Source organism: Wenzhouxiangella sediminis (genome assembly GCF_003410055.1).
Taxonomy (GTDB): domain Bacteria; phylum Pseudomonadota; class Gammaproteobacteria; order Xanthomonadales; family Wenzhouxiangellaceae; genus Wenzhouxiangella; species Wenzhouxiangella sediminis.
Genome location: NZ_QUZK01000009.1, coordinates 1 through 21,120 on the forward strand (window position 1 = coordinate 1; position 21,120 = coordinate 21,120).

Genomic DNA, 21,120 nt, shown 5'->3' on the forward strand with positions numbered 1-21,120 from the left:
TCTCTCCGCCACCATCGAAAAACCCCGCCTCGTGCGGGGTTTTTTGATGGTCGGGGAGACGGGCTTGTCATGACAATCACGGATGAGAACCCCGGTTCGACCCGAGCATCTTCCTCCTAGACCGCAATCGAGTCCTCCGGCGCCTGGATCATGTTGCCCTGCATGTAGTCCGCCCCCGAGCGCCACATGCTGGCGGCGGTCTGCGAATCCTCGATCATCGGCATGATGATGCGCACGCCCCTTTCGCGCGCCGGGACCGACAGCTCCATGAATCGCTTCTCGAGGGACGCATCCGCGGACAGGCGGCTGACGAAGCTCGGCGACATGCGGACGTAATCCGCCTTCAAATCACCGTTGAGCAGCGACCATCGGCTGTGTTCGTCCACGTGAGACAGGCAGACACCGACATCGTGCTCGGCGGCGATGTCCAGCAGGGCAGCGGTGCCTTTCATGTGCGCCATGGCGTCCTCGACCGGAATCTCCAGCACCAGCCTTCCGGCCAGGCCGGGCTCACCTTCCAGGTGGGCGACAAGCCACTCCCTGCGATCGACGTCCGCCAGGATCGCTTCCGACTGATTGATGAACAACCTCACCCGCTGCGACTCCAGACGCCCCCGCAGCAGTCGGGATGCCTGGATGGTCATCCAGCGGTCGAGCACGGGAAGGAGCGCGGCGTCCCGGGCCAGCGGCAGAAACTCCGCGGCCGTGATCAACTTGCCGTCCCCTGCCGCCAGTCGCGGAAGCATCTGGTAGCTCTCCATCTCCTCGCGGCCGCTGGTCGCCAGCAGGGGCTGGAACACGACCTTCATGCCATCGGTCCGCAAGGCTTCCATCAACAGACCCAGCATATGGTCGCTGGAGTCGAGGGCCTTCTGCGCCGAGATACCCGGACACACGGCGGACATCGAATTCCCGCCCTGCTCGGCCAGCGCCTCGACCCGCCGGACCAGCGGCAACAGCAGTTCATCGACCGTGGTAAAGCGATGATCGAAGCGTGCGTGCGCCAGGGACACGGTCACAGCCACTTCGTCGTCTTCGACGGCATAGGGCCGCTCGGTCAATGCCGAGAACAGGCTTTCGGCAGTGGAATCGAATCGATCCCAGGAAGTGTCGCGGGCGATCACGAGCATCGAGGCCCAATCGAAGCGAAGGATCTCGGCGGCATTCTCGAAGGCTTCATCGGCGCGTTCGGCCATACCTGAACCGAGTTCCTCGAGGCCCGAGTAACCCAGTTGATCCCGCAAGGTGCTGGCACGATCGAAGCGGACGAAGAGGACACCCCCGTGACCGTCTTGCGCACCGGAATTCAACGCGTCTTGCAGACGCCTGAGCAAGTCAGCGGCATTCATCATTCCCCCTTGGCAATTCTCGAGCGAAAACAACTAAATGGACCCGATGGCCCAGCCAAGACCGCCTGAGGGAAGTGTGACACAGTTCGCAGTAAATGCAAAGCGACCGGGCCGAGCCGCAGTCGGCCGCTGCCAGCGAGGCGCTCCGGTCCGAGGGCTCAGCCCTCGGAGGCCATACCGGCCAGGTCCAGGAAGAAAGCGTACTCCAGGGCCGTCTGCTCCAGTCGCCTGAAGCGGCCGGAAGCACCGCCATGCCCGGCCTCCATGTTGGTGCGCAGCAACAGGGGATTGCCGTCGGTCTTGGTCGCCCTCAGGCGCGCAACCCACTTGGCCGGCTCCCAGTACTGCACCTGGGAGTCCCACAGCCCCGTCGTTACGAGCATGGCCGGGTAGTCCTGGGCCGCCACGTTGTCGTAAGGCGAATAAGAGAGCATGTAGCGGTAGTACTCGGGATCGTTCGGATTGCCCCACTCGTCGTACTCGTTCGTGGTCAGGGGAATCGACTCGTCGAGCATGGTCGTGACGATATCGACGAACGGCACGTGCGCGGCGATTCCGAGGTAGCGATCGGGCGCGCGGTTGGCGATCGCCCCCATCAGCAAGCCGCCGGCGCTGCCGCCAACCGCGAAGACGCGATCACCGTCGACAAGACCGGCCGCGACAAGGTGATCTGTTACATCGACAAAATCATTGAACGTATTGATCTTGCTGAGCATTCTGCCGTCGTCGTACCAACGGCGCCCCATGACCTGGCCGCCGCGGACGTGGGCGATGGCAAAGACGAAGCCGCGATCCACCAGGCTCAGTCGAGTGGTCGAGAAGGACGGATCGATCGTGAACCCGTAGGAACCGTAGGCGTACTGGTAGAGCGGTGCCGTGCCGTCGAGCGGCGTGTCCCGGTGGTGAAGGATCGACACGGGCACCCGCGTACCGTCCCGGGCCGTGGCCCACTCGCGACGGGTCCGGTAGTCGGAGGGCTCGTAACCGCCGGGAATCGCTTCGCGCTTGAGCAGTTTCCGCTCTCCACTGGCCACGTCGAGTTCCCAGGTGCTGGTCGGCGTGGTCAGCGAGGAATACACGAAACGCAGGGTGCCCGCGGACTGCTCGAGATTCTCGCCGAGCATGACGGTATAGGCCGGCTCATCGAACTCGAGCAGCCTGGACTCCCCGCTGTCCCAGTCCAGGAGTCGGATCTGGCGCAGGCCGTCCGAGCGCTCGCTCACCGCGAGAAACTCGTCCATCGCGTCGAATCCGTGGATGAACACGTCCTGGCGATGCGCAATCACGGTGGACCAGCGCTCGCGATCGGCGTGGCCGTTAAGGGGAGCGGCCATGATGCGGAAATTGGGCGCATCGTGATTGGTACGGATGAGCCAGCGCTCGCCCAGGTGGTCGGCCTGGTATTCGTGATCACGCTCTCGTGCCAGAAAGACGCGCAAGGGCTGATCGACGGCATCCGCTTCGACGATGCGCATTTCGCTGCTGACCGTCGAGCGCAGGTAGACGGTGTTGTAGGCGTTGGAGGTGGTCCGCCCGACACCGGTGTAGAAAGCGGTGTCGTCTTCCTGGTGCACGATCTCGCCGGGTTCACCGCTGCCGACACGGTAGCGGCGAACACGCCAGGAACGCAGGGTCTCGGGCTCGTTTTCCACATAGTAGAGCACCTCGTCGTCGGCCGACCAGGACACGCTGGAAACGCCCGTGAGCCCCGTGTCGACATCCTCGCCGGTGACGAGATCCTTGATGTGCAGGCGGTACTGGCGACGGCCTACGGTATCCTCCAGCCAGGCCAGGTACCGACCGCTGATGCTGATGTCGCGGTCGCCCACGCTGTAGAAATCGTGGCCTTCGGCCAGCCGGTTGACGTCGAGGAGGATCTCCTCTTCGGCGTCCATGGAACCCTGGCGGCGGGCGTGAATCGGATACTCCCTGCCGGCCTCGAAGCGCGTGTAATACCAGTAGCCCCGATCCAGGTACGGCACGCTGCTGTCGTCTTCGACGATGCGCGAACGCATCTCCTCGAAGAGCGTCTCGCGCAAGGTCGAGAGGTCCGCCACCATGGCCTCGGTGTACTCGTTCTCGGCCTCGAGATACGCGAGCATGTCGGGATCCTCGCGATCATCGTCGCGCAGCCAATACCAAGGGTCCGATCGCTCGCCCGCGGGCGCGCCGACCACATGATCTCGCCGTTGGGCCATCGGCGATTCCGGCAGCCTTTCGGCGCTCGCTTCTGCTCTGTTCTCGGACATCGTTCGGGGGTTCTTTCCTTGTTCAACGGCTTGTTCACGATCACAGGCCGACAGACCCAAGAGCAACAGCGTACCGGCGGCAAGCCCGGCCAACGACAATGAATTGTTCATGCAGGATTCCGTGATGGGTCGACCGCGCGGTCACCGCGCAAACGGCGATGGTACACCAGCTCCATTACCGGCAGGTCCCTGGCGCGAGAGCAGCGAAGAAGCGCCCACCGCGAAGCCTGCCCCTTGCCGGATTCAATGCCTGGGGCGCTCGAACAACGCTTCAAGCGCCCGGGCATGAAAAGCATCGGGATCGCTGCCGTCGAAAAGGCCGAGGCGCCTGGCGCGATCGAAAAAGCCGCGGGCCGGCAGCCCGCGATTGGCGCGGCTGGTTGCCAGTGCGGCGCGCAGGGGCCGCCCGGCCTCGGCGTCACGCTTGAGCAGGATCTCCAGGAGTCGCGTCGTCTTGTGGATTCGCTTCGGGCCCGGCATGGCCAGCGCATCGGCCACTTCGAGGTACGTCATCGTACGCCGCTGTACTCGCGCCCGCTCCAGCAGGGCGGTCAGCCTTTCGAGATAACGCTCGCGTTCTTCGATGCTGAGGTTACCGGACACGGCGAGACCGCCAGCGGGCTCACGCCACGTCGGAGTCAATTCCGCAGTTGTTCTTCTCGAACACGCGATCGGCGCGGTAGCTCGATCGAACCAGCGGGCCGGAGACGACTTCCAGGAACCCCTTTTCCAGCCCGATTTCGCGCAGCTCCCGGAACTCTTCGGGCGTGACGAACCGATCGACCGGCAGATGGTTGACGGTCGGCCGCAGGTACTGGCCGAAGGTGACGATGTCGACGCCGATGGCGCGCAGGTCGTCCATGGCCTCGACGACTTCTTCGGTGGTTTCGCCCAGGCCCAGCATCAGGCTCGTCTTGGTCAGCACTTTCGGGTTGTGCTTCTTGGCGTGCTCGAGGACCTTCAGCGTCTGCTCGTAGCCGGCGCGCGGATCGCGCACGGGATGAGTCAGCCGGCGAACCGTCTCGACGTTCTGCGCGAAGACCTCGAGGCCGGAATCGACGACCGTCTCGATGTCGTGCAGGCGACCCTGGAAATCGGGCGTCAGCGCCTCGACGGCGGTCTGCGGATTGACCTTCTTGATCTCTCGAATGCACTCGGCATAGTGGCCCGCCCCGCCGTCGTCGAGGTCGTCGCGGTCGACCGAAGTGAGCACCACGTACTTAAGGTCCATGATGCGTACGGATTCGGCCGAGTTGGCCGGCTCCTCCGGGTCGAGCCAGCCGCGCGGATTGCCGGTGTCGACCGAACAGAATCGGCAGGCGCGCGTGCACACGTCGCCCATCAGCATGATGGTGGCCACGCCGTTGGACCAGCATTCCCCGATGTTGGGGCACTTGGATTCCTGGCAGACCGTGGCCAGCCGATGCTCGTTGACGTTGCGCCGCACTTCCTCGTACTTGCCGCCCTGCGGCAGCCGTGCCCGCAGCCAGGTCGGCTTGCGGCCGATGGGCGCCGGCTCGACGCCCGCTCGCGCCTTTATGCCGTCGCGAATGGCGGTAAAACCTTGCGGCTTGCGCATCTTCTCGCCGCTCTTTACGGCGATCGGGATCTGTCTGGATTCGGTCACGCTGGACGGACTCCTGCTGTTCCGGTTTTCCGAAGGCGGCATTATCCCACTGATGGCGAGGTCTTGCCATGAAATGCCGCGATTCCCGGCGGCCCGGCGTGGCCCCGCATCGGCTGCAGCCATTCGGGCAGCGACGCCCGTTGCCTTCTCATCGCGCCGGAGTCGCCGCTCGCGGGCAAGGCCGACAGGAGCGGACAACCGGCGTCGGCGGGAACGTGCGTGGCCCCGTTCGACCATCCCCAGCGGCGCTTGAGACTCCTGGAGAGCTCATCGATACACAGCGTCGTCATGAGCGGGCCTCCTCTGCCGGCGCGAGCGGCCGCAAGCGCACCACGAGGCGCTCGGGGCCGCCCGCAACCGGCGCGTCGAACGGATAGCAGGTAATCAGGGTCATGGCCTGCCCGACCCCGTCGAGATCGATACCGGTCGTGCGCGAATCGACCACGCGGATGGCCTCGACGCGCCACCAGCGCCGCCGCCCGTCGGCTTCGACCAGTTCGAAACGGTCGCCGAGTTCCACGGCCCGCAGGAAGGAAAAATGCGTATCCCGATGGGCGGCGAGCACATGGTGCCCGCCCTCGCCCACTGCCATTCCCGGTCCCCAGGCCATCACCGGCGTGTCCAGCCCCTCGAGTACCAGATGATCCACGGCGAGGCGCGGCATGCGCAGGCGGGCGACCGGGTGGCTGACCGCGCCCGGCCAGGGCTCGACGTCGCCTTTCCCGCCGAGCGTCTCCTGCCAGGCCCGCTCGAGCAGGAATTGCCCGAGACCGGCCTTGGCGTGGATCCAGCCGGCCGAGCCGATCTGCCACACGGCCGCCAGCAACAGGGCCAGGACGAGGAAGCGACGCATCAGGACGCCCCTCCGTCGCGGTTGATGCGCCCCTGGAAGAGCAGCAACCCGACCAGCAGCAGGGCCAGCGCGCCGCGCAGCGCCGCCGGCACGCTGCCCGCGTCGGTGGCCGGCATGGCCCGGAGACTGCCCGAACGCCCCTGCGCCGGGCTGGTGTCGAGCTTGAAGCGCTGCATGGCCGCTTCCCGGCTGCGAGCCGGCGTCCTGTCGACGGCTACCAGGCTGGTCTGCGAGCTGACCAGGGAGTAATCGAGCGCCGTATCGAGGATTTCGGCGTCGACCAGGGCTTCCTCACCCGGCGCCACGATGCGGTTCTCGAGGGCTTCGATGCGCGCTCGCCCCCACTGCCCGGCGACGCCCGGCGCCGGCTGGAAGTCCTCGAGCGGCAGAACGCGCTCGAAGTACCGGCCGTTGCTCGTGCCGCGAACGATCAGGTCGCCGCTGAGCTTGTCGGCCCGCGCGATAATGCTCAAGGGCTGGCCCACGTAGAGATCGGGCAGCGTCTTCGGGTACGGCTCCACAGCCCTCGGCCAGGTCACTTCAAGGTCGTGGATGACGGGACTTTCGAGCTGGAGCACCAGCTCACTCATCCGTTCGGCGATGCGCGATGTTTCGGCAATGGCGGTGTAGCTGCCGCGGCCGGCGCCCGCCATTCGGCGCAGGAAGCTTCCGTTGACGCCGTGGCCGATGCCGACGGTGAACAAACGGCTCTCGCCCAGTTCGAGCTCGGTCCGCTCGAGCAGCTCCTGCTCGTTGCCGACCATGCCGTCGGTGATGAAGACCACCTGGCGGAGAAAACCGCCGGACGGCGGCGCGCCGAGCGCAAGCGCGAGCGGCGGGCCCATGTCGGTTCCGCCGCCGGCGGCCAGCGAGTCGATCCATTGCGCGGCCTCGACCAGTCGGTCTTCGTCGAAGCCGCGGGCCTGCGGATACAGCGAGCGCGCCTGGTGGTCGAACTCGATGACGTTGAATCGGTCGCCTGCCTTGAGGCTGGCCAGGGCGTAGTGCAGGGACTCGCGCGCCTGTTCGATGGGCTGGTTGGACATCGAGCCCGAGGTGTCGATGATCAGGATCACCTCCCTCGGCGTGTCGCGCGCCTCGAACGCCTGCGGCGGCACCAGGTTGAGCATGATGTGCTCATGGCCGTTGAAGGATTCGGCGAAGGCCGCCGTCGCCGCCTCGCCGGTATCCTCCGGTTCCCACACGAGTTCGAAATCCCGCCCGGACCAGTCGGCCCCGTCGCTCAGGGTCACCAGGCGCTCGCTGCCGAGATTCTCGACCTCGATCTCGTGATGTATCGACTCCAGGTTGCTCAGTCGAAGCCCAGGTCTCAGGTCCACCGTCAGCTGGACAGGCCGCTGCGGCATGCCGGTCTCAAGCGCCGACTCGAGACGTTCGCGCAGGGCGCGCTCGAGCTCGCCTGCAGGCCGGTAGCGCGGAGCGGCCGTGGTCGGGAAACGCAGCCGGAAGCGGCCATGCTCGTATTCCACCGGTTGGGTGAACCCGATCCGGATCTCGACCATCTCGCCCGGAGGGATATTGGCGACCCGGGTCGAAAAGAGATTGCCCTGGTCTCGTTCGACCAGACCGGCAACCTGTCCCTTCTCGCGCGCGGCCTCATAGGTCGCTCGCGCCGATTCCTTTTCCTGGATCTCGCCCTCGATCAGGCGCTGGCCCAGTCGGATACGGAGTTGTTCCACCGCGGAGCGGTCCGGCAGGGGAAAGCGGTAGACACCCTCGGCCCAGTCTCCGGTCTGGTTGAAGAACTGCTGACGCACCTCGACCAGGGCCAGCATGCCGGTGACCTGGATGTCGACTTCGGTCGACAGCGCCAGGGCCTCTTCGCGGCTTCCGCCGGCCTGGCGTTCGAGCCAGAAACCCGAGTCCGAAGCCAGGACGGGGCCGGCGACCAGCGCCAGGCAGAAAACAAGTAGACGCGACATTGGGGGTGACTCCTGTTGTGATCGTTGCGCGCCATTGCAACGCCCGGGCATGGCAGGAAGCGTGCGGGGCGATGTCGAAGTCCTGACCGGATGTGGCAAACTTGTGGCAGGCGGCGTTCCCGCGCCGCTTCCGGCACCAACCGCAGCACGGATTCCGCCGCATGACCCAGCGACTGATCGCCATCGTCGAAGACGAAGACTTCCTGCGCGACAACTACCGCGAAGCACTGGAGCGTTACGGGTTCGCCACGCGCGGGTATGCCAGCCGGAGCGAGGCCGAGTCGGCACTATCCGGCCCCTTGCCCGACCTCGTGATCATCGATGTCGGCCTCGGCAACGAGCCCGAAGGCGGGTTCGAACTCTGCCGCGCGCTGCGCCAGCGATCGTCGAGCCTGCCCATCATCTTCCTGACGGCCCGGGACAGCGATCTCGATGCGGTCTCGGGCCTGCGGCTGGGCGCGGACGACTACCTCACCAAGGACATCTCCAACCAGCACCTGCTGGCTCGGATATTGGCCCTGTTTCGCCGGATCGAAGCGGTGCGCGAGCCCGAGGCGCGCGATGCGCCCCTGCGGATCGGCCGGATCGAACTCGAACCCGACACCATGCAGGTGCGGTGGCAGGACGCCCCCGTCGCCCTGACGGTCACCGAGTTCTGGATGGTCCACTGCCTGCTCGAGCGCCCGGGGCACGTCAAGAGCCGCGCCCGGCTGATGGAGGCTGCCAGCCTGGTCGTGGACGAAACCACCGTCACCTCGCACATCAAGCGCATTCGCCGCAAGTTCGAGGCGATCGACCCGTCCTTCGATCGCCTGGAGACCGTACACGGCGCCGGCTATCGCTGGCACCCGGATGGCGCCGGCGCCACGTGAAGCTCCGTTCGCGGCTGGCGCTCGTTTCGATCCTGATGCTCTGCCTGCCCCTGGCGGGCTGGCAGCTGGTGCGATCGCTCGAGCAGGCGCTGCGCGACAGCTACCAGCAGGCCCTGGTGGATACCGCCCGCTCGATCGCCTCCGAGATCTCGAGCGCCGCGGGCGACCTGCCCCGCGCCGGCGCGTTATATGTTCACGAAACCGGCGAAGACATCGTGATTGACGGCTACGCGGGAGACTGGGCGTCCTGGCTGGAAGAGACCCAGGCCATCCCCGCGCGAACCGGAGATGCCGAATCGGCCGATCTGCTGGCCGCCGAACAGGGCGGCCGGCTTCACCTCCTCGTCCGGGTGCGGGATCCGGAGCTGGTCCTGAGCCGTCCGGGCGGGCAGTCGGGCGACCGGATCGAACTCGGGATCGGCGACGGAAATCCGCCCGTTACGGTCGCCCCTCTCGCGCCGGGCTGGTTCGATGTCCAGGGCAACGGCGGCACACCGAGGATCCAGGCCGCCCTTCAGCCGGGCGAGCTGGGCTGGACCATGGAGCTGGCCGTCGAGCGGCCGCGTGATGTGGCGGCACTCGATATCCGCGTCTTCGACGTCGACACCCGCGACGGCAAGCAAGCGGAAGCCACCCATGCCTTCCCGTCACCGCGCCCGCTCGCCCGCCCGAGCGAGGCGCTGTCGCAGCGACTCACGGCCCTGCTGCCGGAGGGGACGCGCGGCTGGGTAACGACGACGGACGGCTGGATCCTTGCCCGTGCCGCGCGCGGCCAGGACGAACTTGATGCCCAGAGCGCAACCGTCCCCGACGAAGATGAGGGCTGGCTGTTCGCCACCGCGGCCGCCCGCCTGCTCGGGATACTGCCGGACACCTCGCCGGACCGGGGTGCGGAACGCGACCGCCTCGACGACGGCGAGCGGCAAGCGAAGCCGAGCGCGGGCTGGTACCAGTTGCCCGCCGGCAACGGCTTCGTGGTGAGTGCCGGCGCGCCGGTCGTCCGGGACAGCGCTCCCGCCGGCCACGTCGTCATCGAGCGCCCGGCCGATCGCTTCATGGCGAGCGCCTATCGCTCGCTGCTGCAGCTTTTCCTGTTCGGGCTCGCCGGCATGCTCATCGTGGCCGCCGTGCCGATCGGCTTCGCCGCCCGGATTTCGGCGCGCATCCGGCGCCTTCGCGACGCGGCCGAATCCTCGGTCGGCGCCGACGGGAGGGTCCACGGCACCATGCCCGGCGTGCGCGGCAGCGACGAGATCGCGGACCTGGGTCGCAGCCTCTCGGGCATGGTCGAACGACAGCGACAGCACCAGCAGTACCTCCAGACCCTGGCCGGCAAGCTCTCGCACGAACTGCGCACGCCGTTGGCGATGATCCGGACTTCGCTCGACAACCTCGCCGAAGTCGGAGACGAGGAATCGCGCGAGCGCTATCGGCAGCGGGCCGCAGCCGGGTGCTTCAGGCTGCAGCACATGTTCCAGTCGATGAGCCAGGCGGCGCGGATCGAGGAGAGCCTGTCCGAGGAGCCCCTCGTCGGGCTCGATTTCGGGAAGCTGGTGGCCGACTATGTCTCCGGCTGCCGCCAGGCCTTCACCGGCCACCGCTTCGCCGCGGTCGTCCCGAATCGCGGCACGGCCCGCATTGCCGGTGCCGCGGAGCAACTCGCACAACTCCTCGACAAGCTGGTGGAGAATGCCGTTGCCTTCAGCCCGGCGGACAGTCGCATCACGATTCGCGTGGTACCGCAAGGCGGAGACGTTTCACTCCAGGTCGACAACCCCGGATCGAGCCTGCCGGACGATCAGCCCGAGCGATTGTTCGAGTCGATGGTCTCGTCGCGCAAGTCCGGCGGCGACGGTGTCCACCTGGGGCTGGGCCTGCACATCGTTCGCCTGATCGCACAACGCCACGGCGGGCGCGTGCGGGCCCTGGACCGCCCCGACGGCGTCCGCTTCCAGGTGGACTTCCCCCGGCTCGCGGACTAGCCGCGGACTAGACGCGGCCCGGCCGGAACGCCGGGTATGGCGAGAATCAGGAACTGCCGTAGCGGCGATAGAGGATGTTGACCCGTCGGACGTACTCGCGGGTCTCCGGATAGGGCGGAATGCCGTCGTGGCGCCGGACGGCGTTCTCACCGGCGTTGTAGGCGGCGATCACGCGTTCGAGGTCGCCGCTGAATTCCTCGTGCAGCCAGGCCAGGTAGGCCACGCCGGCGGTAATGTTATCGAGGGGATCGAAGGGGTTCCTGACGCCGAAACGCCGCTGGGTGGCAGGCATGAGCTGCATCAGGCCCTGAGCCCCGGAACGCGAAACGGCTTCGGGCTCGAACCACGACTCGGCATGCATGATTGCGCGAACAAGCGCATCGTCGACGCCGAAAATCTCGCTGGCCGCCCGGATCTCCGCATCGAAGGCACCGGTCTTCAGCGGCGTTTGCTGCCAGTCGACCCCCTTTCGACAAGTGCCGTAGCAACCCAGGTTGTGCACGCGATAGCGGTTGCTGTCGGGCTTGCGGTCGGTGAATACCGTCACACCGTTCTCGTCGGTGTAGGTATAGATCTGTGCGTGCGCGTCGACGGCGCAGAGGCCGAGGCTCGCCAGGATCAGAGTGGTAAGCAGTCCCTTCATTCGATTCTTCCGCATTGTTCTTCTAGAACCCGCCGGTCACGGACAAGCCGCCGTCGGCGGTGATCACCTGCCCCGACAGCCAGCCCGAGTCTTCACCCGCCAGAAAGGCGATCACTCGGCCGATATCCTCGGGTTCGGCCAGGCGCTTGAGCGGCGTGGTGTTTTCAAAATACTGGACCATGCGTTCGTTTTCCAGCAGCGCCTGGGCGAAATCGGTCTTGACCAGGCCGGGCGCAACCGCGTTGACGCGGATACCGTCGCTCCCCAGTTCGAGTGCCAGATTGCGCACCAGCTGGTTCTCGGCGGCCTTCGACAGGCCGTAGGCACCGATGAGCTTGTTGCCGAACTGACCGGCGATCGAGGAGACGAGGACGACCGCCCCGCCCCCGGACTTCGCCAGGTGCGGTCGGCTCAGGTGCGCCAGGCGCATCGAGCCAAAGACGTTGTTGTGCATGATCACGTCGAAAGCCTGCAGATCGACCTGGTCCGAAGGGCCGTAAACCGGATTGCTGGCGGCGTTCATCACCACCGCATCAAGCCTGCCGTAATGCGCCACCGCCTTCTCGACCAGGGCCGAGAGCTGCTCCTCGCGGCCGATATGGCAGGCGATCGCCAGCGCCTCGCCGCCGTCGTCCCGGATCGCTTTGGCAACGGCTTCGCAGCTGTCCTGGTTCCGGCTCGAAATCACCACCGACCAGCCTCTTCCGGCAAGCAGTTCAGCGGCCGCACGACCGATGCCGCGGCTGGAACCGGTGATGATGGCGACTCTGGATTCACTCATTCGGGCTACCCCTCGTTGTCCATGCTTCAGGCCCGGGTGCGCAGCGACTCGTCGTCGAGATGGCGCGTGCAGTTGCAGGCATCCACTTGCCAGCCGTCCCCGGCAAGCCTCAGTTCAGTGACCGAGGCATTGTACAGGGTCACGGCCAGATCACGCTGCCAGGCCAGATCCCGGCAGGCGAGCGCAGCGACGACGGTGGCGATCACCCCCGCGGACGACACCACGACCACGCTACGGCCGCTGCACAGGGCCGACGCCCAATCGTCGCTCGGCCGCAGGACCCGCTCCCTGAAATCAGCCCAGGTGCCGGTCTCGGGATCGACCAGGCCCTCCTCTTGCCAGGCGGCCATGACCCGGGGGAACCACGCCAGCAGCACATCCAGGTGCGTCACCGGGTCGGCAAGATGCTGCCGGGGCGGCAGCGGCAGATTCAATCTGGCCGAATGCTCGAGGGCCGCCCGAACCAACCCCTGCGTTGAGAATTCGTCGAGATCGCGGGTGCGCCTCACCTCTGCAGAGCGCTCCCCGGCCACCGGCGCCAGAGTCTGGCGATGGCGCCGAAGCGTGCCGGACCACAGCAGCGCCCCGTTCGCGACCGAATGGGAAAGCCGCCGACCGAGACTTTCGGCCTGCTGATGCCCAATCTCGGAGAGCCGGTCGTAGTCGTCGGTGCCGAGGCTCGCCTGGCCGTGCCTGACCAGGACAAGCCTCGGATTGTCGCTCCTCGCCGCGCTCACGGCATCGATTCTCCCTTGCCGCGGCGGCGCGCCCGACGATGCGGATCAGTGCCCGGAAACCGCGCAGCTGCCACCGTTTTTCGCCAGGTACTGCTGGTGGTAATCCTCGGCCGGCCAGAACGTGGCAGCCGGTTCGATCGAAGTGGCGACCGGTGCGCGGAAGCGGCCCGAAGCGTCGACCTCCGACCTCACCTGCTCGGCGATTCGGTGCTGCTGATCGTCGTGCACGAAGATCACGGAGCGATACTGCGTGCCGACGTCCGGACCCTGTCGATTGACCTGGGTGGGGTCATGCAAGTCGAAGAACGCACGAACCAGATCCTGGTAGTCGATCCTTTCGGGGTCGAACACGACCTCGCAGACTTCGGCATGGCCGGTCGTGTCGCCGCAGACCTGCTTGTAGGTGGGGTTGTCCACGTGACCGCCCATGTAGCCGACGGTCGCGTCGATCACGCCGGGCATTTCGCGAAAACGCATCTCGACGCCCCAGAAGCAGCCGGCGCCGAAAGTGGCCTTTGAAGACATCGCTCGAACTCCTGCCCGATTGCACGGGTCGTGATTGGTGCGGGAATGATATCCGACCACGCAGGCGGCAAAAAATTCGTGAGCGATCCTGGCCAGAGCTATCCGCCTGTGGAATGATGCCGCCCATGAACGACGAAACCTTCCTCTGGTACGACTTCGAGACCTTCGGCGCCGACCCGCGCCGCGATCGACCCGCCCAGTTCGCGGCGCGCCGCACCGACTCGGAACTGACACCGATCGGCGAACCGGAAATGATCTACTGCCGCCCGGCCGACGATGTTCTGCCGCAGCCGATGGCCTGTCTCATCACCGGCATCACGCCGCAACTCGCTCGCGAAAAAGGGCTGCCGGAAAACCGGTTCGCCGCGCGCATATTCCGCCTGATGAGCGAGCCGGGCACCTGCAGCGTGGGGTTCAACAATTTCCGCTTCGACGACGAGGTCGCCCGCCACCTGTTCTGGCGAAACTTCATCGACCCTTACGAGCGCGAGTGGGCCAACGGCAACAGCCGCTTCGACCTGATCGACCTGATGCGACTCGCGCGCGCCGTTCGGCCCGAAGGCATTCAATGGCCGGACTACGAGGACGGCCGCCCGAGCTTCCGGCTCGAAGACCTGGCCGCCGCCAACGGCATGGATACCAGCCAGGCCCACGACGCGCTGGCCGACGTGGACGCCACCATCGCCATGGCCCGGCTGGTCAAGACGCAGCAGCCCAGGCTCTGGACCTGGGCCCTGGGGCTGAGAAACAGGGAATCGGTCAATCGGCTGCTCGAACAGGAAGAGCCCTTGCTGCACGCATCCTCGCGCTTTCCGGCCCTGCCCGGCCGGGGTGTTGCACCCATCCTGCCGCTCGGCCGCCACCCCGGGATCGCCAGCCAGTGGCTGGTCTGGAACCTCAACGTCGACCCGACCCCGTTCCTGGATCTCGACACCGAAGCGCTCGCCGATCGCTACTGGACGCCCTCGGCAGACCTGCCCGAAGGCATCGAGCGCGTACCGCTCAAGCTGGTGCGCAACAACCGCTGTCCGATGCTCGCCCCGATGAATGTACTGGGCAAAGCCAGGGCCGCCGAGCTGGCCATCGACGTTGATGCACTGGAACCGCGAGCCCGGCTTCTGCGCCAGCACCCCGAGTTCCGCGAGCGCCTGGCGGCGATGTTCGCCGGCGGAGGCGGCCGGCCCGACGATTCGGATCCCGAGCTGGATCTCTACGGCGGCTTTCCGCCACGGGCAGACCGGCCGGTGATCCAGCGCGTCCACCAGCTCGAAGGCCCGGAGCTGGCCGGGATGGACGCACCCTTCCAGGACGAGCGGCTCAACGAATTGCTGTTCCGTTATCGCGCCAGGCTCTGGCCCGAAACTCTCAGCGACACCGAGAGCGAGCGCTGGGAAAGCCACCGGAGAAAGAGGCTGGTCGAGGATCCGGACCTGGGCAGCATCCGCCTGGCCGAGTACGGACAGACGCTCAAGGCGCTGATGGATGAGCGCCCGGACAAGGCGGATATTCTGCGCCAACTGGCCGAGTGGCCGAACGAGTTGGGGCTTGCTTTCGAACCGGAAGTCTGGCAGCAGCCACGAAAACCATAAATCAACAACTTACGGGCATGTCATGAAGTAGTGTCTTCGAATGTTATGCACAACTGGTTGATTCACTCTTTGACGCTATCTTGACGCGTCCGTGACGCCGCAAATACAGCACCGCATTTCGCAACTTATTGTTTTACAGGGTATTTTCAACTTTGGGCATTATTTGACCAATGCGCTTGAATGCCGATGAGCAGCCCGGAGGCGCTGGTTTGCCCACAAGGTTATCCACAGCTTTTGTGGATAAAGAACGCAGAGCTCCGTAAACCACTGTTTTGTGACCGGCATCACCCCCGAAATCAGGCCGCCAGGCCGGCCAGGGGCAGCTGCGATTGCACCTGGGCGGCCTCGCTCGAACCCCGCACGGCCTGACGCAACAGACGGTCGCTTCGCGGCGACACGAACTCGACCACGCTGCCGTCGTCGAAGCGCATCATCATGACCACCGGGGGCTCTCCCCGCCGGCCCGGCCGGGCAATCACGCCACTGATCGTCTTGCCGACGATTTCGTCTCGAAGCTGGTGGCTGCTGACTTGCTTGTTCATGGCTGGAATACTCCCGTTCGTTGACTGCAGGCTTATTCCAGCACGACGATTTCTCAAAACCTGAGAAGGCAAATCTCCTTAATCCCGAAGAGCGTTTCTACTACCGATTGGCGTGTCGATCTGCCGATTCGCCGAGGGGCGCTCCCCCGGGACAATGTGCCCAACGTCGGGCGGCTGCCCGGCGGGATTCGCAAGACACATCGAATACAAGGAGATTCATCATGATTCGCAATGCACTGATCGCACTTTTCCTGTCGCTCGCCATCGCCCAGGCCGGCCTGGCCGAAGACATGACCGTCGACATCAACACTGCCAGCGCCGAACAACTGGCCGAGGTCCTCGACGGCGTCGGTCCGGCCAAGTCGGAAGCCATCGTGGCCTATCGCGAGGAAAACGGCGACTTCACGCACATCGACGAGCTGGTCAACGTGCGCGGCATCGGCCTGCGGACGGTCGACCAGAATCGCGACCGGATCGATCTCGACGGCGAAGCCGCCGCCGAAGGCTGAAGCCAACCCCTGCCGCGACCGGGCCTCCCCGCCGCCGAGCCGGCGGGGAGGCCTTTTTGCTTGCCGCTCAGCGCATCGGCAGGCGGGAGCTGAACGCGTGCGCGAGCGTGGAACGGTCGGTGTGTTCGAGCTCGCCGCCCAGCGGAACGCCCTGCGCCAGGCGCGAAGTCCGGATGCTCCGGGACTCGGCCATCTCACGCAGGTACTGGGCCGTGGCCTCGCCTTCCACGGTGGTGTTGGTGGCGATGATGATTTCGGCCACGCCCTCTTCGTCCAGGCGCTCTCCGAGCAGATCCAGCCCGAGGTCTTCCGGACCGATGCCGTCCAGGGGCGAGAGGCGGCCGAGGAGCACGAAATAGCGCCCGTCGAAGGCCGTGGCCGCTTCGATGGCCAGCACGTCGCCCGGACTCTCGACGACACAGAGCACCTCGCTCGATCTCCGATCGCTGCGGCAGATGCGGCATTCCTCGTCGCTGGTGAAGTTGCGACAGCGCCTGCAACGCCGAATGTCGCGCATGGCCGTGGCCAGCGCGTCGGCCAGCCGGCGGCCGCCATCGCGGTCGCGCTCGAGCAGCTGCAGGGCCATGCGCTGGGCCGACCGGGCCCCGACGCCGGGCAGACAGCGCAGTGCCTCGAGCAGCTCGTCGAAAGGATCGGCGCTCATGCGCGGGGACGGATCAGAGATTGAAACCCGGCGGCATGGGCATCCCGCCGGTCAGGCCCGACATCCGTTCCTTCGTGGTTTCCTGGATTCGCTTGACGGCATCGTTGATGGCCGCCGCCACCAGGTCCTCGATCATTTCGCGGTCATCACCCACCTCGGGGTCGATCACCACGCGACGCACTTCGTGACGGCCGTTCATTTGCACCTTGACCAGGCCGCCGCCGGCTTCGCCGGTGACCTCCAGCTCGGCCAGTTCTTCCTGGGCCTTCTTGAGGTTCTCCTGGACTTTCTGCGCCTGCTGCATCAATTGCGCGATGTTGCCTTTCATTTCAGTCAGTGACTCCGTGTATTGATCGGTCGAATCGACTCGCGCACGACCTCAGCGTCGAAGTGTTCGACCAGGCGCCGGACGAAAGGATCCGAGTCGATGGCTTCTTCCGCCTCCGCCTGCGTGCGGGCAATCTGCTGTTCTTCGAGCATGGCCGGCGTCGCCAGTTCATCGTCGTCCACCGGCTGGATGGTGATCCGGAGCGGCTCGCCGGCCCACTCGGTCATGGCCTCTTCCAGCGCCCGCCGAAAGCGCTCGCTGATGAGCACCATGTCGTCGCGCGCGGCCGTGAACTCAACCTTGGGGCGATCGTAGCGGCCGACAACCAGCATGGCCGCCACGGTCCGGAAGGAATCCGTCAAGGGCAGCTCTTCGAGCACCTGTGGCCAGGTATCCGATCGGAGAGGCGTGGCCTCGCCCCTTGTCGCGGGGCCCGAGGCAGAAGCCGATGCCGATGCCAGCGGCGGCGAAGCCTGGGCCGGCTTCGCTTGCGCCGGGCGACTCTCGTGCACGGACCCCGAGCCGGCGAGCGCGCTCGTCGTTCCGGCGTCCGCGCTGCCGCCGCTCGGTCGACCCGAAGCGGTCGAAGCACCGCTTCCGGCGCCGCCCTGCTCGCCCGCCGCCTCGGCGGGCTGGAATGCGAACATGCGCAGGATCGTCATTTCGCAGCCGCTTCGTTCCGAGGGCGCCAGTGGCAGGTCGCGCCGCCCGGTGATGGCGATCTGATACCAGAGCTGAACGTCTTCCGTGTCCAGCCGGGCCGCGAGGTCGACCAGTTCTTCCCAGTCGGCGCGGCTGTCGTCACGATAATCGCGAAGTTGCTGGATCAGCGCGATACGGTGCAGGGCTTCGGCCAGGTCGGCCAGCAACTGCCCCATCCCCCGGGCCTGCGCGAAAACCTCGCCGACGGCGGCAATCGCGGCGGCGGGGTCATCATCCGCCAACCCCTCGAGTATGGCGTGCACATGGCGCTGCTCCACGCTGCCAAGCATGTCGCGCACATCGGCCTCGAGCAGCTTGCCGCTTCCGGCCAGGGCCTGGTCGAGCAGGCTCAGCCCGTCGCGCATGCTGCCGTCGGCGGCCCGCGCCAGCAACTCGATTGCAGCCTCCTCGGCCTCGATCCCCTCGGCCTCGAGAATCCGCCGCATCTGACCGCCGATCTCTTCGGTATTGAGACGCCGCAGGTTGAACTGGAGGCAGCGCGAGAGAATGGTGACCGGGATCTGCTGCGGATCGGTCGTCGCCAGTACGAACTTGACGTGTTCGGGCGGCTCCTCGAGCGTCTTGAGCAGCGCGTTGAAGCTGTGCCTCGAGAGCATGTGGACTTCGTCGATCAGGTAGACCTTGAAACGCCCACGCGTCGGTGCGTACTGGACGTTGTCGAGAATCTCGCGCGTATCGTCGACCTTGGTGCGCGAGGCCGCGTCGATCTCGAGCAGATCGACGAAACGCCCCTCGTCGATCGCCACACAGTTCTCGCACTCCCCGCAGGGCGTGCTGGTGATGCCCTGCTCGCAATTGAGCGACTTGGCCAGGATGCGCGCGATGGTGGTCTTGCCCACGCCCCGGGTGCCGGTAAACAGGAAAGCATGGTGCACCCTGCCCTCGGCAAGGCCGTTGCCGAGCACCTTGACGACATGGGACTGACCGACCAGCTCGGAGAAATTTCGGGGGCGCCACTTTCTGGCAAGAACCTGATAACTCACTGAAAACCCAACCAATTATCTTGAATTTCGTGCTCACACACCCCGTCCGGGACATGCGCTGACGGCGTCCCCGGAGTTTACACGATCGCGCCGGCGACGCGCCGACCCTACGCAGGCCAGGCAAGTGTCGCAAAAGGCAACAACGGGTTGTCAGGCCGCAAGCGTCAGTGGGATAATACGCGCTGGCCTCCACCGGTCTTCCCACACTGGCCTTCCCGTGAACCCCGTCAGGCCCGGAAGGGAGCAGCGGCAGCGGGTTGAACAGGTGCTGGGGTCGGGCTGGTGGGGGCCTTCTCTTTTCAGTCGGCCGGCGTCAACTCGAAGCGATCGAAAAACAGCTCGCCTTTCGGGAAGACCTCGACCACGGTCTCCTCACCCGGCGCCAGATGGTCGATCACGGCAACCCGGTAGAGCGAGTTCGCGTGATAACGGTCGAGCAGGTTCTCCGGGTTCCCGCCGACCAGCGCTTCCCATGGCCGCGAGTCGTCGTCGGGCACCCGGAACCAGACCGACGCGCCCGCCACCGCCGTTCCGCCCAGGTTGACCACGCGCACGCGCCCTCGATCGGGCGGGGCGGTCAGACGCTCCATGCTGATACCGCTCCGGGCCCGCCACCAGGCAGCGATATCGTCCTGCCTGGCCAGCCAGACGTCACCGCGGTCGATTGCATACTGCAGCATCTCCTCGACGATGCCGAGACGGCCCTCGATCACCCAGGGGTGGTGCAGCCAGGAGAAAAGTCCGCGCCTTGCCAGCACGTAGTCGAACTTATCGAACCAGATGGCCCTGGCAGTGGCGTCGTCGAGCGCGTACTGTTCGAACAGATGCCAGTCCATCGGCATCGAGGGCGGCAACTGGATCAGGCCGTCGCGTCGATGCGGCAAGGTTGTGTTGCTCCAGACGTCCGCATCGCCGGCATCGTGGGTGAAACCGAGTTCTGCAAGCGCACGCCAGGTGGTGGTGTCCTGCGACAGGTAGGGCGCACGAAAACCCGACAGCCTCTGACCGGCGGTCATCATGGGCTCGAGCAGCCCGCGCATGGTGCTGAGACGCTGAAACTGGGTGGGATAGTCCTGCCCGTTGAAGCTGGTGTGGATATCACCGTGCCCGGCGAGTTCTGCCCCACCATCGAGAATGGCCTGCACGATGGCCGGGTGTTCCTGGCCACCGACCGTTCCGGCATCGCCTCCTCCCTGCCCGACCGTGTAGAACGTTCCGAATCGGCTCAGACCCAGATCGTCGAACAGCTGCAGCAGCGCCGGCACCGCGGTGGTCATGGCCGGTTTTTCCGTGTCGCCGCTCCACGCGAATGCCGCGGCATTCGCATGCGGCCAGTGCCCGAGTTCCACCAGCAGTTCGTCCTGGGCGAGCCACGTCAGGGCATGGACGACGAACGTCCGCCAGGATCGCGGCCAGTCCCAGTTGGCATGGACGCCCGGCAAGGCACCGCTGTAGATCGCTCGACCGGCCCCGTGCTGGCTTGCGGTCACGGCGACTGCCCCGTCCGGCTCCTCCCAAGGCGCGGTTGAATCGTGCCAGTGCCCAAGGTCGGAAGCCGACTGCACCACGGCGTGATAGCTCGGCCAACCGCCCTCGGACTCATCGTAGTAATAGTGCCGCGCCAAGGACGGGAGTTGCGAAGCGGGCAGAACGGAACCGGCGGCAATCGGGCCGTCCCAGCCTATGCCGGACGTCGCGGCGTATCCTGCCTTGAAACGAACCTCCGTGCGCTCTGCACCATCCGACACCACGATTGAAGCCAGACCCAGCGCCGTCTCCATGCGAAGCCCGGAACGACCGGTCGCAAGCAGGCCACCGCCGTCATGAATCCAGTCCTGCAGTGCGAGCGCCCCGGCCGGGTCCATCCCGAAATCGAGATGACATGCCACGATGAGGGGATGATCCAGCGGCAATGAACTGACCGGACTGCTGCGCACATCGATGCGATCGCTCTCGATTCCAACCTCGTCAAGCGCCAGCTCGATGCCCAGGCAATCGAATCCGGAAGCCAGCGAATCGCCGTCGTGCAGCAACAGCACCGTCGCCGAAGCGTACGGGGAGTTGAGGAGAAGGATTGCCGCGCAGGACAGGCGTTGCATCGCTTGGATGCCGATCACTGGAAATTCCCCTTTGAATCGGATGGCGGAGAGGGAGGGATTCGAACCCTCGAAGGGCGCTAACCCTTGCCGGTTTTCAAGACCGGTGCAATCAACCGCTCTGC

General features: G+C 66.0%; 20 protein-coding genes and 1 other RNA gene. 5 read left to right on the forward strand and 16 right to left on the reverse strand.

Features of this window, described 5'->3' with window-relative positions; all coding sequences use genetic code 11:
* Positions 1-116: 116 nt before the first annotated feature.
* The 7 genes from DZC52_RS01465 to DZC52_RS01490 all read right to left on the reverse strand — a co-directional run bounded on the left by DZC52_RS01465 (position 117) and on the right by DZC52_RS01490 (position 8,021).
* On the reverse strand, positions 117-1,349 hold the full coding sequence (locus DZC52_RS01465; protein ID WP_181918714.1) for an EAL domain-containing protein: 1,233 nt from the start codon (positions 1,347-1,349) through the stop codon (positions 117-119).
* A 158-nt stretch (positions 1,350-1,507) separates the two neighbouring features.
* Positions 1,508-3,547 carry a S9 family peptidase gene (locus DZC52_RS01470; RefSeq protein WP_220338238.1) on the reverse strand — a complete coding sequence of 680 codons (2,040 nt, stop codon included), beginning with the start codon at positions 3,545-3,547 and terminating at the stop codon, positions 1,508-1,510.
* A 294-nt stretch (positions 3,548-3,841) separates the two neighbouring features.
* Positions 3,842-4,201, reverse strand: coding sequence for a hypothetical protein (locus tag DZC52_RS01475; protein WP_116649350.1), 360 nt, complete (start codon positions 4,199-4,201; stop codon positions 3,842-3,844).
* Between the two features lie 19 nt (positions 4,202-4,220).
* Positions 4,221-5,225 (reverse strand): lipoyl synthase, encoded by a 1,005-nt coding sequence (gene lipA, locus DZC52_RS01480; RefSeq protein WP_220338239.1) that lies wholly within the window; start codon positions 5,223-5,225, stop codon positions 4,221-4,223.
* A gap of 41 nt (positions 5,226-5,266) precedes the next feature.
* The gene (locus DZC52_RS15350; protein WP_147307575.1) at positions 5,267-5,515 is read right to left on the reverse strand and encodes a hypothetical protein; all 249 of its coding nucleotides are present in this window, start codon (positions 5,513-5,515) and stop codon (positions 5,267-5,269) included.
* Positions 5,512-6,078 (reverse strand): sortase domain-containing protein, encoded by a 567-nt coding sequence (locus DZC52_RS01485; RefSeq protein ID WP_116649352.1) that lies wholly within the window; start codon positions 6,076-6,078, stop codon positions 5,512-5,514. The genes DZC52_RS15350 and DZC52_RS01485 overlap by 4 nt, the downstream gene beginning before the upstream one ends.
* On the reverse strand, positions 6,078-8,021 hold the full coding sequence (locus DZC52_RS01490) for a marine proteobacterial sortase target protein (protein WP_181918715.1): 1,944 nt from the start codon (positions 8,019-8,021) through the stop codon (positions 6,078-6,080). Before DZC52_RS01490 ends, DZC52_RS01485 begins: the two co-directional genes overlap by 1 nt.
* 161 nt (positions 8,022-8,182) lie before the next feature.
* Between DZC52_RS01490 and pdsR the strand changes: the two genes are divergently transcribed.
* Together pdsR and DZC52_RS01500 are read left to right on the forward strand one after the other, a co-directional pair.
* Positions 8,183-8,893 (forward strand): proteobacterial dedicated sortase system response regulator, encoded by a 711-nt coding sequence (gene pdsR / locus DZC52_RS01495; protein WP_116649354.1) that lies wholly within the window; start codon positions 8,183-8,185, stop codon positions 8,891-8,893.
* Entirely contained in the window at positions 8,890-10,875 is a 1,986-nt protein-coding gene (locus DZC52_RS01500; RefSeq protein ID WP_116649355.1) for an ATP-binding protein, read from the forward strand. The genes pdsR and DZC52_RS01500 overlap by 4 nt, the downstream gene beginning before the upstream one ends.
* 46 nt (positions 10,876-10,921) lie before the next feature.
* On the opposite strand, the gene DZC52_RS01505 is transcribed toward DZC52_RS01500, so the two are convergent.
* The 4 genes from DZC52_RS01505 to msrA are packed head-to-tail and all read right to left on the reverse strand — an operon-like array spanning position 10,922 to position 13,561.
* Entirely contained in the window at positions 10,922-11,518 is a 597-nt protein-coding gene (locus DZC52_RS01505) for a lytic transglycosylase domain-containing protein (protein ID WP_181918716.1), read from the reverse strand.
* A 22-nt stretch (positions 11,519-11,540) separates the two neighbouring features.
* Positions 11,541-12,299 carry an SDR family NAD(P)-dependent oxidoreductase gene (locus DZC52_RS01510; protein WP_116649357.1) on the reverse strand — a complete coding sequence of 253 codons (759 nt, stop codon included), beginning with the start codon at positions 12,297-12,299 and terminating at the stop codon, positions 11,541-11,543.
* Positions 12,300-12,325: 26 nt separating this feature from the next.
* On the reverse strand, positions 12,326-13,036 hold the full coding sequence (locus tag DZC52_RS01515) for a histidine phosphatase family protein (RefSeq protein ID WP_116649358.1): 711 nt from the start codon (positions 13,034-13,036) through the stop codon (positions 12,326-12,328).
* A gap of 45 nt (positions 13,037-13,081) precedes the next feature.
* Positions 13,082-13,561 (reverse strand): peptide-methionine (S)-S-oxide reductase MsrA, encoded by a 480-nt coding sequence (msrA, locus tag DZC52_RS01520; protein ID WP_116649359.1) that lies wholly within the window; start codon positions 13,559-13,561, stop codon positions 13,082-13,084.
* 125 nt (positions 13,562-13,686) lie between these two features.
* Here msrA and sbcB point away from each other — a divergent pair, with 125 nt between their 5' ends.
* Entirely contained in the window at positions 13,687-15,150 is a 1,464-nt protein-coding gene (gene sbcB, locus DZC52_RS01525) for an exodeoxyribonuclease I (RefSeq protein WP_116649367.1), read from the forward strand.
* A 296-nt stretch (positions 15,151-15,446) separates the two neighbouring features.
* Here sbcB and DZC52_RS01530 read toward each other — a convergent pair whose 3' ends face one another.
* Positions 15,447-15,692, reverse strand: coding sequence for a hypothetical protein (locus tag DZC52_RS01530; protein ID WP_116649360.1), 246 nt, complete (start codon positions 15,690-15,692; stop codon positions 15,447-15,449).
* Between the two features lie 221 nt (positions 15,693-15,913).
* Here DZC52_RS01530 and DZC52_RS01535 point away from each other — a divergent pair, with 221 nt between their 5' ends.
* Positions 15,914-16,201: a ComEA family DNA-binding protein gene (locus tag DZC52_RS01535; protein WP_116649361.1), complete on the forward strand. Its 288-nt coding sequence runs from the start codon at positions 15,914-15,916 to the stop codon at positions 16,199-16,201.
* 67 nt (positions 16,202-16,268) lie between these two features.
* On the opposite strand, the gene recR is transcribed toward DZC52_RS01535, so the two are convergent.
* Genes recR through dnaX form a run of 3 tightly spaced genes read right to left on the reverse strand, consistent with a single transcriptional unit; the run spans position 16,269 to position 18,899 of the window.
* Positions 16,269-16,865 (reverse strand): recombination mediator RecR, encoded by a 597-nt coding sequence (gene recR, locus DZC52_RS01540; RefSeq protein ID WP_116649362.1) that lies wholly within the window; start codon positions 16,863-16,865, stop codon positions 16,269-16,271.
* 13 nt (positions 16,866-16,878) lie between these two features.
* The gene (locus DZC52_RS01545; RefSeq protein ID WP_116649363.1) at positions 16,879-17,193 is read right to left on the reverse strand and encodes a YbaB/EbfC family nucleoid-associated protein; all 315 of its coding nucleotides are present in this window, start codon (positions 17,191-17,193) and stop codon (positions 16,879-16,881) included.
* A gap of 5 nt (positions 17,194-17,198) precedes the next feature.
* Complete coding sequence (gene dnaX / locus DZC52_RS01550; RefSeq protein ID WP_116649364.1) at positions 17,199-18,899, reverse strand: DNA polymerase III subunit gamma/tau; 1,701 nt, start codon at positions 18,897-18,899, stop codon at positions 17,199-17,201.
* 190 nt (positions 18,900-19,089) lie between these two features.
* Between dnaX and ffs the strand changes: the two genes are divergently transcribed.
* Positions 19,090-19,187: signal recognition particle sRNA small type (gene ffs / locus DZC52_RS01555), an RNA gene on the forward strand.
* An 11-nt stretch (positions 19,188-19,198) separates the two neighbouring features.
* On the opposite strand, the gene DZC52_RS01560 is transcribed toward ffs, so the two are convergent.
* The gene (locus tag DZC52_RS01560; protein WP_116649365.1) at positions 19,199-21,016 is read right to left on the reverse strand and encodes a polysaccharide deacetylase family protein; all 1,818 of its coding nucleotides are present in this window, start codon (positions 21,014-21,016) and stop codon (positions 19,199-19,201) included.
* Between the last annotated feature and the right edge of the window lie 104 nt (positions 21,017-21,120).